This is a genomic window from Amycolatopsis sp. NPDC104863 (assembly GCF_055582965.1).
In genome coordinates this window covers 100705-117995 of the sequence record NZ_JBVJOW010000001.1, presented here as the reverse complement: position 1 = coordinate 117995, position 17291 = coordinate 100705, and the positions used below count along the sequence as shown (strand labels likewise).

Genomic DNA, 17291 nt, shown 5'->3' with positions numbered 1-17291 from the left:
GGTGTTACTCTGCCGTTCGTTGCCAATCCGACCACAGCCACGGCCGAATGGCTTCGTAACGATAGTCGAGTACCGCTTGAGGATCGGCCTGCTTTTGGCCGGATTGGCAACGGTCCGGACAGACAGAGAGCGTTTCCCCGACCTCGGCTGCCCGCCCTGCCCGGAAAGGCCGTCCTCGATGCAGGTGACCGCACCGCTGTCGTCCGGTCAGCAGCGCCTTTGGGCCGTCTCCCAGCTGGACGGGGCCGGCCCGGCCTACAACGAGGCCATGGCGTTCACCTTGCGGGGCCCACTGGACCGCGACGCGCTGCGCCGCGCGTTCGAAGCTCTCGCCGACCGCCACGAAGCCCTGCGCACCCGGTTCGCCGTCGAGGACGGCCGGCCCGTGCAAATCGTCGAACCCGCCGGCCACGGCTTCCCGGTCACCGTCACCGACGTGACCGGGCGGCCGGAGCGGGCGGCCGAGCTGCGGCGCACCGACCCGTTCGAGGCGTTCGACCTGACCCGCGCGCCGCTCGGCCGGGCGCGGCTGCTGGCCGACGGCGCCGAGCACCACGTCCTGCTGATCACCGTCCACCACACGGTCTTCGACGGCTGGTCGCGCACGCTCATGCTGCGTGAGCTCGGGATCCTCTACGCCGCTCAGATGAGCGGTGAACCGGCTTCCCTGCCGGAAACGCGGCCGTACCGCGAGCACGCCCAAGCCCAGCAGGACTGGCTCGCCGGCCCCGGCCCGGCGCCGCACGAGGCGTACTGGCGGGACCGCCTCGACGGCGTCCCGCCGGTGCTGGAGCTGCCCGCCGACCGGCCGCGCCCGGCGCGGCAGGACCACCGCGGCGGCCGGGTGCCGCTGGCACTCGGGCCGGAGCTCACCGCGCGGGTGAAGGCGGTGGCGCGCGAGCACGGCGGCACGCTCTACTCCGCCATCCTGACCTGCTGGTTTCTGCTGCTCTCCCGGCTTTCCGCCCAAACTGACATCGTTGTCGGCGTCCCCACCGCCAACCGGGGCGGCGGCGGGGGCGACCACCCCGCCACCCTCGGCTTCTTCGTCAACACCATCGCCGTGCGCGCCGAGCTGGGCGGCTCCCCCACCGGCGCCGGCCTGCTCCGGCAGGTCCGCGCGGCCCTGCGCGGCGCGCTCGACCACGTCGACCTGCCGTTCGAGCGGGTCGTCGAGCTGGTCAACCCGCCGCGCAGCCCCGCGCACACCCCGCTGTTCCAGACGATGTTCGCCTGGGTGCCGACGATGCACGACCTGCTGGAGCTGCCGGACGTGGCTGTCACCTCGGTCGACGTCGAGCACGCGCCCGCGAAGTTCGACCTCGCGCTCGGCCTGGCCGACGAAAACGGCGACGTCGCCGGGCACCTCGACTACGCCGTCGCCCTCTTCGACCCCACCACCGCGCAGCGCTACGCCCGGTACCTCGTCCGGCTGCTCGACCAGCTGACCACCCGGCCGGACGCGGACGTCACGAGCTACGAGCTCCTCGACGACGCCGAGCGCGACGAGATCCTCACCGCCTGGAGCACCGGCCCCCGGCCGAACCGCCGGCCCGGCGGGCTGGTCGACCGGTTCACCAGTCACGCCGGTACGACCCCGGAGGCCCCCGCGCTCGTCTGCGACGGCCGGACCCTCACCTACGGCGAGCTGGACCGCCGCACCACGAAGCTGGCGAACGCCCTGCGGGCCCGCGGGGCCGGACCGGGCGAGGTCGTGGCCGTCCTCAGTGGACGGTCGGTGGAGCTGGTGGTCGCCGTGCTGGGCGTGCTGAAGACCGGCGCCGCCTACCTCCCGCTCGACCCGGCCCAGCCCGAAGCCCGGCGAGCGGCGATGCTCGAGGACGCGCGCCCGGTGCTGGTCCTGGGTGACGACGTCCGGGCGCTGGAAGCCGAAGGCGACGAGACCCGGACCCCGGTGGCCACCGGCCCGCGGGAGACGGCCTACGTCATCTACACCTCGGGCTCGACCGGGCGTCCCAAGGGTGTCGCCGTGCCGCACCACAGCGTCCTCGCCCTGTTCGACCAGTGGCTCGACCGCTTCGGCCCGACGCCCGGCGAGGCGACGTCGGCGTGGTCGAGCATCGGCTTCGACGCCTCGGTGCACGAACTGCTGCTCCCCCTGACGACCGGCGCGGTGCTGCACGTCGTGCCCGAGGACGTCCGAGCCGACCCCGCGGCGCTGATGGCGTGGCTGCGCGAACACCGGGTGGTGCAGGCGTTCCTGCCGCCCGCGTACGTCCGCTGGATCGACGAAGACCCAACCCGCGTCGCCGGGCTCGCGCTGCGGCAGGTCCTCACCGGCGTCGAATCCCTGTCGGAGGCCGCGCTCGCGCGGTTCGCCGAAGCGGTTCCCGGGCTGCGGATCTGCTTCGGGTACGGGCCGACGGAAGCCACGCTCTACGCCACCGCCCACTTCGACCCGCGGCCGCTGGAGCGCCCGGCGCCGATCGGCCGGCCGCTGCCCGGTTCGCGGATGTACCTCCTGGACGAGCGGCTGCGGCCGGTGCCGCCGGGCGTCGCGGGTGAGGTCTTCCTGGCCGGCGACTGCCTGGCCCGCGGCTACCTGCACCGGCCGGGGCTGACCGCCGAGCGGTTCGTGGCGGACCCGTTCGTCCCCGGCGAGCGCATGTACCGCACCGGCGACCTGGCCCGCTGGCTCTCCGACGGCGAAGCCGAGTATGCGGGCCGCCGCGACGACCAGATCAAGCTGCGCGGGTTCCGGATCGAGCCCGGCGAGGTGACGGCCGCGCTGCTGGCCGTCCCCGGCGTCCGCGAGGCCGCCGTGCTGGTGGACCGCGAAGGCGAGCCCCGGCTGGTCGCCGGGGTCGTGGGCGGCGCCCAGACCCCGCACGAGTGGCGAGCCGCGCTGGCCGGGCGGCTGCCGGACTACATGATCCCGTCGGTGTTCGCGGAGTTCGACCGGCTGCCGCTGAACCGCAGCGGCAAGCTCGACCGCGACGCCGTCTTGGCGCACGCCCGGGCTTCGGCCCCCGCGGCGGTCAACACCGCCGCTCCGCGCGACCACGTCGAGCTGGCGCTGCTCCGGATCTGGCGGACCCTGTTGCTGCACCCCGCGATCGGCGTCTCGGACGACTTCTTCGACGTCGGCGGCACGTCCATCTCGGCGATCAAGCTGGCCCACGCGATCGGCGCGGAGTTCGGCCGTGAGCTGCCGATCCGCGACGTCCTCGTGCACCCGACGATCGAGGCGCAGGCCGCGCTGCTGCGTGCGGACACCCCGCCGGAGGGCGGAAGCCTGATCGAGTTCCGCCGCGGCGCCGGTCAGGCGCGCGTCGTCTGCGTGCACCCGGCCGGTGGGACGGCGTTCTGCTACCTGCCGCTCAGCGCCGAGCTGCCCGAGGACGCCGGCGTGGCCGGGATCCAGTCGCCCGGGCTCAATCCCGGCGAAGAGCTGCTGCCGAGCGTCGAGGCGATGGCCGAGGAGTACCTGCGGCTCGTCGACCCGCGGCCCGGCGAGGCGCTGGTCCTTTGTGGACTGTCTTACGGCGGCCTGGTCGCCTACGAGATGGGACGGCGGCTGGCCGAGCACCACCCGCGCGTCAGCGTTGTCCTGCTCGACACCACCGCCACCGACGACCCGGCCGCGAAGGCGGCGATCGAGCCGGTGCCGGCGGCCGAGTTCCGCGAGAAGCTGGTGCGGTTCAACGGGATGTACCCGGGCATCGAGGACGCGCAGATCGAGCGTTACCACCGCACGTACAACCACAACCGGCTGACCGCGCGCGAGCACGACCCCGGCGAATCGGGCGCGCGGGTGGTGTTCGTGCAGGCCGTCGGCGAGGACACCATCCCCGGCACCGCGGAGTTCTGGCGCCGCCGCGTCCGCGGGGAGTTCGAGGTCGTCCCGGCCGGCTGCGGGCACTGGGACATGCTCGAAAGCGACGCGCTGCCGCTGGTCGCCAAGGTGATCACGGCCGAGCTGGCGGCCCGATGACGTCGCTCGCCCGCCGCGTCCACGACCGGGCCCTGCGGCACCCGGACGCCGTCGCCGTGTCCGACGGCGCGCGGCGGCTCACCTACGCGGAGCTGAACGCCGGCGCCGCGGCCGTCGCGGAGTCGTTGTCGCGCCTCGGGGTCGGCCCGGGTGACGCGGTCGCCGTCGGCCTGCCGCGCTCGGCGGAGCTGGTGCAGGTCATGCTGGGCGTGCTGCGCCTGGGCGCGCAGGTCGTGCCGCTGGACCGGCAGAGCCCGCCCGCACGCCGTGACGTCATCCTCGCCGACGCGGGCGCGGCCGCCGTCGTCAGCGACGAGCTGCCCGGGGTCACACCGGCCGAACTCCTGGCCACGACCGTGTCGCCCGGCCTGCCCGCCGAACCCGCGCCGGCGTCGTTCCTCTTCTACACCTCCGGCACGACCGGGCGGCCCAAGGGCGTCGAGGTGCGGGACGCGGGTGTCCTGCGGCTCGCCGAACCCGGCTGGCTGGACGCCGGCAGCCGGTTCGCCTGCCTGGCCAACCCGGCGTTCGACGCGATCAGCTTCGAGGTGTGGGTCCCGCTGCTGACCGGCGGCACCTGCGTGATCCTCGACGACGAGACCGTGCGGGACCCGCGGGCGTTCGCCGACGCGCTGGTCCGCGAGCGCGTCGACACGATGTTCGTGACCGCGACGCTGTTCAACGCCGTCGCCGAGACCGTACCGGGCAGCTTCGCGACCGTCCGCCGGGTCGTCATCGGCGGTGAGCAGCTCAACGCGCCCCTGATCCGCCGCTGGTACCGGGCCAACCCGGACTCGCCGACCCGGCTGCAGAACGGTTACGGGCCCACGGAAACGACGACGTTCGCCCTCAGCTACGCCATCCCGCGCGGCTTCGACGGGGACGTGGTGCCGATCGGCCGTCCGCTGCCCGGCACCGGCGCGGTCGCCGTGACGCCGGACGAGCGGGTCGCCACCGAAGGCGAGATCGCCGAGCTGTACCTCTCCGGCGCCGGCGTCGCGCTCGGTTATCGCGGTTTGCCCACGGAGACCGGGCAACGGTTCGTCCGGCTGCCGTGGTTCGACGACGGCCGTGCGCGGTTCTACCGGACCGGCGACCTGGTGCGGGTGCTGCCGGGCGGGCGGTACGCCTACGCCGGGCGGACCGACCGGCAGGTGAAGGTCCGCGGGTTCCGGATCGAGCCGGGTGAGCTGGAGCAGCGCCTGCTCGCGCACCCCGAGATCCGGCAGGCCCACGTCGCCGTGCGTCGCGCGGCCACCGCAGAGCTGCTCGCGTTCGTCGTGGCGGGAGACCTGTCCTTCGACGCCTTCGACGCTCATCTGAGCGAAACCGTGCCGGTCTACATGCGGCCGCACCACGTCTTCCGCCTCGGCGAACTGCCCCGGAACGCGAACGGCAAGGTCGACGAAGCCGCGCTGCTGGCCGGCGGGTTCCCGCCGTGGCGACCGGACACCGGCGGCGACGCGACGGCGTGGGAGCGCGAAGTCCTGGACGTCGTGGCCGACGTCCTCGGCATCCCGGATCTTCGTCCCGGCGACACGTGGCTGCGGTCGGGCGGCGACTCGCTCAAGGCGTTGCGGCTGCGGTTCGCGATCCGGGAACGCTGGGGCGCGGACCTCCCGCCTTCCTTGGTGCAGCGAGGAAATTTCGCCGAGCTCGCCGCCGCCGTCTCCTCCGCCGGGCACGTGTTGTATCCCCCGGTGGGACCGCCGACAACCGCGACGACGGCCCCGGCCACCAGCGAACAGCAACGGCTTTGGCTGCTGCAGCAACGGAATCCGGCTTCGACGGCGTACCACGTGCCGCTGGCTTTCGAGGTCACCGGCGCACCGGATGTCGAGGCGCTGCGCCGCGACGTCCGGGCGCTCGTGGAACGGCACCCGGCGCTGCGGACCGCGTTCGAGGCGACCCCCGACGGCCTGCGCCAGGTGCCGAACCCGGCGTACGACCCGTGGACCGAGCCTTCCGGCGACTTCTTCACCGCGCCGTTCGACCTCGCTTCCGGCCGGCTGCTGCGCGCGGCCTGGCGGCCCGAGGGCACGCTTCTGCTGTGCCTGCACCACATCGCGGTCGACGGCTGGTCGCTCAACATCCTGTTCCGCGAGCTGTCCGGCGAACCGCCACGACCGGACACGCACACCCCGCTCGACTTCGCCGCCTGGCAGTCCCGCTGGTTCGCCTCCCCCGGCTATCGCGACCGGCTGACCGACCGGACCGACGACGCCGAGCCACTCGGCGAAGCGTCCCTGGCCGGGCGGCTGCACACAACCCGGATCGACCACGAGCGTGTTGACGCATGGGCAGGCGAGCTGGGCCTGACCCGGTTCCAGCTCCTGCTCGGTGTGTTCGCCTGGAGCCTTTACGCCGTGACCGGGCGGACCCGGCCGCGGATCGCCGCGCCGGTGGCGAACCGGCCGGTGCGGGAGTTCGAAGACAGTGTCGGGATGTTCGCCAACACCGTCCGGCTGCCGCTGACGGTGGACCCGGACGAAGATCTGGGCTCCCAGCTCCGCCGGCTCGGCGAAGCGTCCGGCGCGGCTCTGGACGGCCAGGACGTCGCCTTCGCCGACCTCGATCCCGGGTACGCGGCGTTCGACTACCTGTTCGTCCTGGAGAACACCGACTTCGGCGCGCTGCGGCTGCCGGGCTGCTCGGTCAGTCCACAGTGGATCGAGGCGGCCGAGGCGAAGTGCGCGCTCACGCTGTCGGTCGTCGAACGGCCCGGCGGCTTCGACTGCCTGTGGGAGTACGGCGAAGGCCACTTCACCGAAGCCGAAATCACCGCTCTCGGCGACGTCTTCGACCGCGCCTTGCACGGCGACGCGCAGACACCGGACCACCGCGACCACGGCCGTGGCGACACAGCGGAGCTGACGTGGGAGACCGTGGCGGAAGGCTTCGCGCGTCAGGTGGCGCGGACGCCCGACGCCCCGGCTTTGACCGGTGAGACCACGCTGACCTACGCCGAGCTGGACGCGCACGCGGCCCGGCTGGCCGCCACCCTGCCCACGGACGCCACCGACATCGCGCTGTACCTGCGGCCGTCGGCCGAACACGTCGTCGCGCTGCTCGCCCTCGCCCGGCTGAACATCATCGCCGTGCCGCTGGATCCCGCGTACCCGCCGGCGTTGCTGCGGGACGTGCTCGGCCAGGTCCGGCCGCGCTGCGTCCTGCTCGCCCCGGGTGAGGACTTCGAGACCGACGTCGAGCGGCGGTTCGTCACGCTCACCGACGGGCCGGTCCCGGACGTCCCGGCCCGGCACGCGGGCCGGCCGCTCTACACGCTGTTCACCTCGGGCTCGACCGGCGTGCCGAAGGGGGTGCGCGTCCCGGACCGCACGCTGGCCAACCTGCTGCAGTGGCAGGACGCGCCGCCCGCGGTGACGCAGCAGTTCTCGATGCTGTCGTTCGACGTGTCGTTCCAGGAGATCTTCACGACCCTCTGCGGCGGCGGGCGGCTGCACCTGGTCCGTCCGGAGTGGCGGCACGACGTCCCGGCGTTGCTGGCCCAGCTGGACACCGCCGGGATCGAACGGATCTTCCTGCCGTACGTCGCCCTGCAGCTGCTGGCCGAGCACGGCGTCCGGCTCGGGCGGTTCCCGTCGCGGCTGCGGGACGTCGTCACCGCCGGCGAGCAGCTGGTGTGCACCCCGGCGATCCGCCGCTGGTTCGCCGGGCTGCCGGGCGCGCGGCTGCACAACCACTACGGCCCGACCGAGACCCACGTCGTGAGCGCGCTGACCCTCGACGGCGACCCGGCGGAATGGCCCGAGCGGCCCGCGATCGGGCGTCCGGTGGCGAACGCGGTGCTGCGGGTCGCCGGCGCCTCGGGCGCGCCGCTGCCGCCGGGGCAGGTCGGCGAGCTGCTCATCGGTGGTCTCGCGGCGAACCGGTGTTACCTCGGCGACGCGGCTCCGGAGAAGTTCGCCGAGCTGCCGGAGCTGTACTACCGCAGCGGCGACCTCGCGCACTTCGACCGCGCCGGGCTGCTGCACTTCGACGGCCGGGCCGACCGGCAGGTCAAGCTCAGCGGGTACCGCCTCGAGCTCGGGCAGGTCGAAGCCGCGCTGCTGCGGCACGCGGACGTCGTCAACGCGGTGGTCGTGCCCGAGGGCGACCGGCTGGCCGCGTTCCTGGAGTGCCGCCGGACGCCGTCCGCTTCGGAGCTGGCTGATCATCTGGCGCCGCTGCTGCCGCCGCACGCGCGAGTGGACCGTTTCCGCGTTGTCGACGCTCTGCCGCGCACACCCAGCGGGAAGCTCGACCGGGACGCCGCTTCCCTCGCGCCGGGCACGGATCTGCGCCGAGCCTCACCGCCGTCGAGTGAGCTGGCGGCGTTGTTCGAGGAGGTGACGGGCGCGTCGATCGGGCCAGACGAGACGTTCTTCGCCGCGGGCGCCACCAGTCTTTCGTTGATGCGGTTCCACTTGCGCTGCGCGGAAGCCGGGTACCGGTTCACCGCGGCCGACCTCTTCGAGCACGTCACTTTGCGAGACCTGACGCGGCACCTCGAAAGCAGCCCGGCCCCGGCCCGGGTCGTCTCCGAGGCCGCGGCCGACGAGCCGGTGGCCGTCGTCGGGATGGCGGTGCGGCTGCCCGGCGCACCGGACCTGGCGGCGTTCTGGGACCTGGTCGTCGCCGGCCGCCGGGGCATCCAGGAGTTCCCGGCCGCCGACGGCCTGGTCGGCGCGCGCAGCCTGCTGGACGGGCCGCTGGAGTTCGACCCGGAGCACTTCGGGATCAGCCACCGGGACGCGGCGCTGATGGACCCGCAGCAGCGGCAGCTGCTGATGGCGTGTGTCGAAGCGCTGGCCCACGCCGGGGTCACCCGGTCGGACCGGGTCGGGCTCATCGCGGGGTGCGGGGAGAACACGTACTTCCAGGAGATGCTGCGCTCGGCCGACCCGGCCGCGCTGCCGGACGGTTTTCAGCTCGCTTTGCACCACGAGAAGGACTTCCTGGCCACGAGGGTCGCGTACCACCTGGATCTGACCGGCCCGGCGCTGACGACGCAGACGGCGTGTTCGAGCTCGCTGGTGGCCGTCCACCAGGCCGCGGGGATGCTGCGCGGCGGCGAGGCGGAAGTGATGCTGGCGGGCGGCGTGCTCGTCGACGTCACCCTGGCCGAGGGGTACCGGTACCGGCCGCAGCACATCTTCTCGGCGGATGGGCACTGCAGGCCGTTCAGCGACGACGCGGACGGCACGGTCGGCGGGAGTGGCGTCGGTGTGGTGGTGCTGAAGCCGCTTTCGGCGGCCCGCCGCGACGGCGACACGGTGTACTCGGTGATCACAGGCTCGGCGCTGACCAACGACGGCGCGGTGAAGCAGGGCTACAGCGCGCCGTCGCCGGCCGGGCAGCGCGCGGCCGTCCAAGCCGCGCTCCGGCGAGCCGGACGCTCCGGCGCCGACGTCGGGTACGTGGAGACGCACGGAACCGGCACCCGCCTCGGCGACCCGATCGAGGTGGCGGCGCTGCGCGAGGCGATGCCGGAGTCGACGGGCTGCGCGTTGTCGTCGGTGAAGAGCCAGATCGGCCACCTCGGCGCGGCGGCGGGCGTGGTGGGCCTGATCCGCGCGACCCTCGCCCTCCACCACGGCGTGCTGCCGCCGACGGTGGACTTCCGGGCGCCGAACCCGGCGTTGGACCTGGGGCCGTTCCGCGTGCCGACGCGGGCGGAGCCGTGGCCCGCGGGCCCGCGGGTGGCCGGGGTGAGCAGCTTCGGCATCGGCGGGACGAACGCCCACGTGGTGCTGGAGTCGGTCCGCCCGGCGGCGGTTCCGGCGCCCGAACCGGTGCGGTGCCTGGTGCTTTCCGCACGCAGTGCGTCCGCGCTCCGCTTGACGGCGGCCCGGGTGGCGGACTACCTGACCGCGCACCCGGAGTCCTATGTGGACGTTCTCCGCCACCTGCAGTCGGGCCGCCCGGAGGCTCGCTGGCGCATGGCGGCGGTGTGCGAGGACGCGACCGCGGCGGTGGCTTGGCTGCGCACCGCCGAGCCCCTGGAGGTGCCCGACTCCGAGCTTTCACGTGAAAGCTCCGCTCTCGGTGCCGAGCTTTCACGTGAAAGCTCGGGGACGGCCCCGGGTGCGGCCGAGCTGGCCGCTGCCTGGGTGGCCGGGGCGGCCGTCGACTGGGGCCGCTCCTCCGCGCCCGCGCCGTGGGACTTCCCGCCGCCTGCCTTCGCCGTCCGCGACTTCGACTTCCCGCGGCGAGCCGCCGCCTCGCGGCTGCCCGAAAGCGACTGGCTCCACCAGCCCACCTGGGTCCGTCTCCGGCGAGCCACAACCGCAGCCACGACCGATCGCGTCCTCGTCATCTCCGGCGAAGGACCGCTGACCGCCCCCGCGCTCGACGCCGCCTACCCGCGTGTCGTCCGGGTCCACGCCGCGGCGGCGTTCGCCCGCCTCGGGCCCGACACCTTCGAGGCCGACCCGGCCGACGTCGCGGACCTCCGTCAGGTCCTGGCCGCCCTGCCGGACACCGGCATAGACTGGCTCCACACCCTCCCCCTCACCATCACCGGCCCCCTCGGCGAGAACTCCCTGGCCCGCGCGACCTGGGCCTGTCTCGACACCCCCGCCGCTCTGGTGCGGGCCGCCCACGACCGTCCACTCAGGACTTGGTGGATCTCGAACGGCGCGGCGCCCGCCAACACCGCCGTCACGCGGCCCGAAGCCGGGCTGCTCGCCGGGATCACGGCCATCGGCCCGCAGGAGAGCGGGCTCCCCGGCCACTGGGTCGACCTGCCCGACCCCACCCTGGACCGCCTCGCCGACCTCCTCACCGGCCCGCCCCCGCCGGACCGGGTCGCGCTCCGGGCCGGTTTCTGGTGGACGGAGGAAAGCACGCCGGTCACCCCCGGCGAACCCGGCCACGGCGACGGCACCCACCTCGTCCTCGGCGGCACCGGCGGCATCGGCACCGCCGTCGCCGAAGAGCTGCTCACCCGCACCACCGGCCGGGTAGTCCTGTTGGCGCGCAACCCCTTCCTGCCCGAAGCGCTCAAACCCTGGGCGGACCGCGTCGGGCTCCTCGCCGCCGACGTCACGACGATCACCGCCGACGAGGTCGACGCCGCACTCGGCGAACCCCTCACCGGGATCGTCCACGCGGCCGGCGTCCCGACCGGCAGCCTGATCGCCACCCGCGGCGAAGGCACGCAGAACGTCAAGCTCGCCGGCGCCCTGCTCACGGAACAGCTGATCGAACACCACCAGCCCGCGTTCGCCGTCTACTGCTCGTCGCTGTCGGCCCGGTTCGGCGGCACCGGCCAGCTGGACTACGCCGCCGCCAACGGGTTCCTCGACGCCCTCGCCCACCGCGACGGCCCCACCGCCCGCCTCTCGATCGACTGGGACGTCTGGCGTGACACCGGAATGGCCGTCACCGCACTGGAAACCGACATACAGCACCAGGCGCACCTCGCGGTCGGCCTGAGCGACGAAGAAGGCCGCCGCACCTTCGCCCGCGCCTTGACCACGGGCCTCCCGCAGGTCCTCGTCGCGACGACCGGCCTCGAGACGGCCCGCAGGTTCCACGAGCGGGAGATCACGGCGAAACCGGCGGAAGCCGACCTGACCGAGGAAGTCCGCGCCCTGCTGGGTGTCGCCGAGCTCGACCCGGACGTGCCGCTGTACGACCTCGGCGCCGACTCCCTGACCCTGCTGGACGTCATCGACTCCGTGAAACGGCTCTACGGCGTCGACCTCGACCTCGCGTGGCTCGGGCCCGAGGTGACGATGACGGCGTTGCTCGCGAAGCTTTCCGAAGCCGGCGACACCGGCGAAGTCGTGGTGCAGGTCTGGCGCGAGGGGACCAAGCCGGAAGTCGTGTGCCTCGTGCACCCGGTCGGCGGGGACGTCCACGCGTACCGCCCGCTCGTCGAGGCCCTGGACCCCGAGCTCGGCGTCTGCGTGATCGCCGACCCGGCGTTGAGCCGGCCGGAACCGCCCGGCTGGCCGATCGCGGACCGGGCCCGCCGCTACTACACGGCGCTGCAGAAGCGTTTCCCCGGCCGGACCTGGCAGCTGGCCGGGTGGTCGTTCGGCGCCTGGGTCGCGACCGGCATGGCCGCCGAAGCCGAGACGGCCGGGCAGCCGGTGCGCGCCCTGCACCTCATCGACCCGCCGCCGCCCGGCGCGAGCGCCGCGGACTACAGCGACACGCAGCTGGAAGCGGTGTTCGAGCGGGAACTCGGCGCTTCGAGCGGCACCGCCGGCGAGCACGCGCGGCGGCTCGCCCGCGCGTGCCGGGCCAACCTGCGCAGCATGGCCGGGCACGAGCTGCCGCGCCTGGCCGCGACGCCGAGCCACGTCTGGCTCGCCACCGAACCCGAGCCCGGCCTGCCGGTCGGCGATCGCGAAGGCTGGCGCCCCCTGCTGCCCGAACCGAGCCGCTGGCACGCCCTGCCCGCCACCCACTACGGCATCGTGCGCGCGCCGCACGTCACCGCCGTGGCCGCGGCCCTCGGACTGTGAGACCCACAGGGAAGAAAGGAAACCATGGAGCAGTACGAACTCGACGCCGTCAAGCGGATCACGACGCGGCCGGCGCGCGACTTCCGGACGTTGGCGGTGCGGGGCTTGACCCCGATCATCGGCGCCGAGGTCACCGGCCTCGACCTGACCCGGGAGCTCACCGACGAGCAGCTCACCGAGCTGAAGACGGCGTTCCTCGACCACCACGTGCTGGTGTTCCGCGATCAGGACATCACGGTGGAGGACCACAAGCGCCTCGCCGCGAGCTTCGGCGAGCTGCGTCCGGTGAACCCGCCGCCCGAGCACGGTGACCCGTACATCCTCGAGGTCGCGACCGCGCCGGAGTCGGCCAACGTGTTCGGCAACGGCTGGCACGCCGACGGCACCGCCGACGCCGAGCCGTCCCTGGGCTCGATGCTCCACATCACGCGGATGCCCGAGCCGGGCAGCGGGGGTGACACGCTCTTCGCGAACATGCACCTCGCGTACGACATGCTGTCGCCGAAGCTGAAGGAGCTGCTGGCGGGCCTGACCGCGATCCACGACGGCGCGCACGCCTTCCGCGGCCACAAGATCCCGGAAGGCTACGAGCCGCCGTCGAGTGAGCACCCGATCGTCGTGCGGCACCCGGAAACCGACCGGCCGCTGCTGTACGTCAACCCGGCCTACACCTCGCGCATCCCCCAGCTGTCGGCCGACGAGAGCCAGGCCGTGCTCGACCTGCTGTTCTCGATGGTGCCGAACCGGCCGATGCTGGCCTGCCGCGTGCGCTGGGAGCCGAACACGCTGGTGTTCTGGGACAACCGCTGCGTCCAGCACCACGCGACGTACGACTACTACCCGCACACCCGCTTCGGCCACCGCGTCGCGATCAACGGCGGCCCGCTGAAAGGCTGACATGTCGTCCGAACCTGTGGTGGACGTGGCCGACCCGGCCGTCCTCGGCGACCCGATGTGCGGGTACGACCGGGTCCTCGCCGAGGCGCCGGTCTGCTGGGCCCGGCTGCCCGGCGGCGGCGAGGGCTGGCTGGTGACCGGCAGCGCCGCCGCCCGCGCGGTGCTGTCCGATCCCGCCGTGCGCAACGATCCCACCGGCCTGCCGGGCCAGGGCGCGCAGACGCAGGAGGAGGCGTTCCTCGCGCTCGGCACGCCGCCGGAGCACCTGCCGTACCTGCGCGCGAGCCTGCTCAGCCTCGACGGCGCCGAGCACACCCGCCTGCGTCGCAGCATCAGCCACGCGTTCAGCGCGTCGCGGGTCGCCGCGCTGCGTCCCCGGGTGCAGGAGATCGTCGACGGCCTGCTCGACGGCCTGGGCGGCGCGACGACGGACCTGCTCGCCGACTACGCGTACCCGCTGGCGATGGCCGTGGTGTGCGAAATGGTCGGGGTGCCCGAAGCGGACTGGGCGGACTGGTACCGCTGGGGCAAGGTGCTGGTCGAAGGTGACCCGGCGCGGATCACGCCGACGCTGGGCGAGATGTTCGCGTACTGCCACGCGCTGGTGGACCGGCGCCGCGCCGAACCGCGGGAAGATCTGCTCAGCCAGGTCGTCGCCCAGGACGACCTGACCGACGTCGACGCCGTGGCGCTGGTGGTGTTCCTGGTGCTGGCGGGCCACGAAACGATGGCGCACATGCTGTCCAACGCGGCGCTCGCGCTCATGCGCGACCCGGCCCAGCGCGAGCTGCTGCGCGCGGAGCCGGAGCTGTGGCCGGCGGCGGTGCGCGAGCTGGTCCGCACCGACGGCCCGGTCCAGCTGGCCCGCCTCCGTTACGCGGCAACGGATCTGGAGGTGGCCGGCGTGCAGATCACCGCGGGCGACGCGGTCCAGGTGGTGCTCGGCGCGGCCAACCGCGACCCGGCGCAGTTCGCCAACCCGCACACGGCGAACGTGCGCTGGCAGGCCCAGCACGGCGGCCGAGAGGGCGGCGTCGGCTTCGGCTGGGGACCGCACTTCTGCCTGGGCGTGGCCCTGGCGAAGGTGGAGGCGGAGGTGGCGCTGCGGAGCCTGTTCGACCGCTTCCCGGCGGTGACCCCGGTGGCCGAGCCGAAGTGGGTACCGCTGCCACGCGGGCGGCACCGGGTCGACCTGGAGGTCCACCTCCGCTGAGCCGCACTAGGATACGAGGCGTGACGGGGACCACGGTTTTGCTCACGGTCGAGGGTGAAGACGACGCGCTGGGCCTGCAGCGCTGGCTCGAGGAGGACTTCCCGGGGCAGGTGCGCCTGCACGACCAGGCCGGCGGCGCCGGCACGATGGGTCCGGCGCTCGACACCGTGTCGCTCGTGGTCACCAGCGGGTTCACCGGGATGACCACGGCGCTGGTGGCGTACCTCAAAACGCGCGGCATGAAGGTCGACATCACGGTCAAGGCCGGTGACAAGACCGTCGTCCTCAAGGGCGAGCACGTCCACAAGAGCGCGCTGAAGGACCTCAACGACACCGCGGCGGCCCTGGCCAAGCAGCTCGGCGGGGAATGAATGCGCCTGGCCGACCCCGAGAAGTCCAAGGCGATCCTGATCGGCGCCGCCCGGTACGACGATCCGCGGCTGACCGACATCACGCAGGCGCGGGCCAACGTGGAGGACCTCGCCGCCGTCCTGGCCGACCCCGGGCTCGGCGGCTTCCGGCCGGAGCACGTTCGCACGATGGTCGACCCGCGACACAAGGACGACGCGGGGCTGGAGATCGCGCGCTGGTGCCGCACCGCCGAGGACACGTTGTTCGTCTACTACGCCGGCCACGGACTGGTCGACGTCAACGGCGAGCTCCTGCTGGCCACGAGTGACACCTTCGAGGCCGAGAAGGAGCACCATTCACTGCGGGTCGACCTGCTGCGCCGGGCCGTCAAGGAGAGCCCGGCCCCGATCAAGATCTTCATCGTGGACTGCTGCTACTCCGGCCGCGCCTTCGGCCAGGTCATGTCGGACGAGGCGTCCGGGGTGCTCGAGCAGATCGAGACGAGGGGCATGTGCGGCCTCGCCTCGGCGCCCCGCCACCTGGCGGCCCTGTTCGTCGAAGGCGAGCGGCACACGGTCTTCTCGGGTGAGCTGATCAAGGTGCTGCGGGACGGGCTGCCCGGCGAGGGGCCCGTGCTGCCGGTGTTCACGGTCTACCAGCAGCTGCGCCGCCGGATGCGGGACCGCGACCACCCCGAGCCGAAGATCGTGCACAGCGACTCGGTGGGGCAGTTCGCCCTGGTCCGCAACCGGGCACACCGTCCGGCGGCCACCCCGCCGGCGCCGACGCCGAGTCCGCCGGCCACCCCGCCGCCGCAGCCCCGGAGCACCCCGTCGCCCTTGCACACCATCGCCGAAGCCGACGCGCTCGCGAGCGGTTTTCCCCGGGGTGGCACCACGATCACCGCGCTCGCCGCGGCGGCCGGGCATCCGAGCTGGCCCGTGTTCGCCCGGCTGCGGTTCCTGACGGACTTGGCCCGCGCCGGTCAGGCGTTCTTCGCCCACAGCGCCCTGCGGGAGTTGCGGGTACCCGACATCGCCCGCGCGCTCACCGCGGTCAAGCGCCTGCGCACCGACCTGGACAGCGGCCGGGCGTGGGACGACCCGACGTGGGACACCGACGACCTGGTCGGCGCCACCACCGACGTCACCGACGTTCAGGCCCGGCACCTCTGGGGCGTTGCGATGGCCATGCTGCTCGCCGCCGCGGAGCTGCCGACCGCGCTGCGCGTCCAGGCCGTCCGGGAGCTCGCCGGCCTCGGCCACCACGACCAGGCGGAGTTGATCGCCCGGGGCGTGCTCCGCGACCGGCGGGCGGATCCCGCGCTGGCCGCCGGGGTCAGGGCCTTCCTGCCCCGGGAAGAAGGCGGAACACCGGGTCCGACCGGCGCAGATTTTCCAGCACCACGGCGATCCGGCCCGGGGTCGCCGCCGACCTGATGAGCGGGGCCAGTTCGGTGACGGCCCGATACCCGCCCCAACCGGCGGCCGCGGCCGCGATGACCGCCGTGACCAGGAGAACGACCAGCAGCCAGCCCGGCGGCCCCCAGAAGAACAGCGTGACCAGCGCCGCCACGGCGACGAGCCCGGCGGCCAGCGCGCCGATCCCCGCACCCCGGCGTTTCATGGCGCCCACCGCGTTCTCGACCGCGCTCACGGGGACGCTTTCGATCAGCTGGCTCCCGGCGAGCCAGTAGAGCGCGAAGGCCACGAGCAGCGGCACGACCAGGTACCCGCCGGCCACCGCCACCGCCGTCAGCAGGACGTCGGCGAACACGGAAAGATCGAACGTCGCCATGACGGTGATCAGCACCGCCGCCAGGCCGGCCCCGCCCACCGCCGCCGACAGCAGCCGGCTGCTGTAGTGGTCGACCGCGAGGTCGACGTCGCGCAAGCCGTCCTCGGTGAAGAGCACCACCGCGGTGACGGCCGCGGCGACGGCGAGGACCGCGGTGCTCAGGTTCAGCACCTCGTCCCAGCCCGGACCGAAGTCGACGAAGATGTCGCTGAGCAGTGAGGCGGCGGCGAAGAACGGCAGCCGGACGATCGCGTCGTCCACGCCTTCGGAGAAGGACACGGCGAGCACCCCGACGCCGATCAGCGTCGCCGCCGCGATCCCCAGCAGCGGCTGCGGCGCTTTCATCGCATCGGTGAAGTGCGTTACGCGTTGCGCGACGATCCCCGCGATCCCGATGGCCAGGGGGAAAACGCCGAAGCCGAGCTCGAAGAAGTCGGCGATCCCGGCCAGCGTCAGCAGGCCGCCGATGCCGATGGCGGCCCACGACCCGCCCGTGACCACCCCGGTGCTGCCCGGCGGAACGGTGACAACGAGGTGCGCGAGCAACCCGGCGATGCCCGCGACGACCACAACAAGCCCAGCCCTGATCACGACGGGT

At 73.5% G+C, this 17291-nt stretch carries 7 protein-coding genes; 6 read left to right on the top strand and 1 reads right to left on the bottom strand.

Going from position 1 to position 17291, the window contains the following annotated elements:
* The first annotated feature begins 178 nt into the window (after window positions 1-178).
* The 6 genes from ACZ63J_RS00545 to ACZ63J_RS00520 are packed head-to-tail and all read left to right on the top strand — an operon-like array spanning window position 179 to window position 16335.
* Window positions 179-3955 (top strand): non-ribosomal peptide synthetase, encoded by a 3777-nt coding sequence (locus ACZ63J_RS00545; protein ID WP_465400603.1) that lies wholly within the window; start codon window positions 179-181, stop codon window positions 3953-3955.
* Entirely contained in the window at window positions 3952-12435 is an 8484-nt protein-coding gene (locus ACZ63J_RS00540) for an amino acid adenylation domain-containing protein (RefSeq protein WP_465400604.1), read from the top strand. Before ACZ63J_RS00545 ends, ACZ63J_RS00540 begins: the two co-directional genes overlap by 4 nt.
* A gap of 24 nt (window positions 12436-12459) precedes the next feature.
* Window positions 12460-13332: a TauD/TfdA dioxygenase family protein gene (locus tag ACZ63J_RS00535; RefSeq protein WP_465400605.1), complete on the top strand. Its 873-nt coding sequence runs from the start codon at window positions 12460-12462 to the stop codon at window positions 13330-13332.
* A 1-nt stretch (window position 13333) separates the two neighbouring features.
* Window positions 13334-14545 carry a cytochrome P450 family protein gene (locus tag ACZ63J_RS00530; RefSeq protein WP_465400606.1) on the top strand — a complete coding sequence of 404 codons (1212 nt, stop codon included), beginning with the start codon at window positions 13334-13336 and terminating at the stop codon, window positions 14543-14545.
* 20 nt (window positions 14546-14565) lie between these two features.
* Window positions 14566-14916, top strand: a complete 351-nt coding sequence (locus ACZ63J_RS00525) for an effector-associated constant component EACC1 (protein ID WP_465400607.1) — start codon at window positions 14566-14568, stop codon at window positions 14914-14916.
* Window positions 14917-16335 carry a caspase family protein gene (locus ACZ63J_RS00520; RefSeq protein ID WP_465400608.1) on the top strand — a complete coding sequence of 473 codons (1419 nt, stop codon included), beginning with the start codon at window positions 14917-14919 and terminating at the stop codon, window positions 16333-16335. It begins immediately after the preceding gene.
* On the opposite strand, the gene ACZ63J_RS00515 is transcribed toward ACZ63J_RS00520, so the two are convergent.
* Window positions 16235-17284, bottom strand: a complete 1050-nt coding sequence (locus ACZ63J_RS00515) for a hypothetical protein (RefSeq protein WP_465400609.1) — start codon at window positions 17282-17284, stop codon at window positions 16235-16237. The two genes, ACZ63J_RS00520 and ACZ63J_RS00515, sit on opposite strands and share 101 nt — an antisense overlap.
* Between the last annotated feature and the right edge of the window lie 7 nt (window positions 17285-17291).

Coding starts and splice junctions, on each gene's coding strand:
- ACZ63J_RS00540 (WP_465400604.1), top strand. CDS start 3,952: ATGACGTCGCTCGCCCGCCGCGTCCACGACCGGGCCCTGCGGCACCCG.
- ACZ63J_RS00520 (WP_465400608.1), top strand. CDS start 14,917: ATGCGCCTGGCCGACCCCGAGAAGTCCAAGGCGATCCTGATCGGCGCC.
- ACZ63J_RS00530 (WP_465400606.1), top strand. CDS start 13,334: ATGTCGTCCGAACCTGTGGTGGACGTGGCCGACCCGGCCGTCCTCGGC.
- ACZ63J_RS00535 (WP_465400605.1), top strand. CDS start 12,460: ATGGAGCAGTACGAACTCGACGCCGTCAAGCGGATCACGACGCGGCCG.
- ACZ63J_RS00545 (WP_465400603.1), top strand. CDS start 179: ATGCAGGTGACCGCACCGCTGTCGTCCGGTCAGCAGCGCCTTTGGGCC.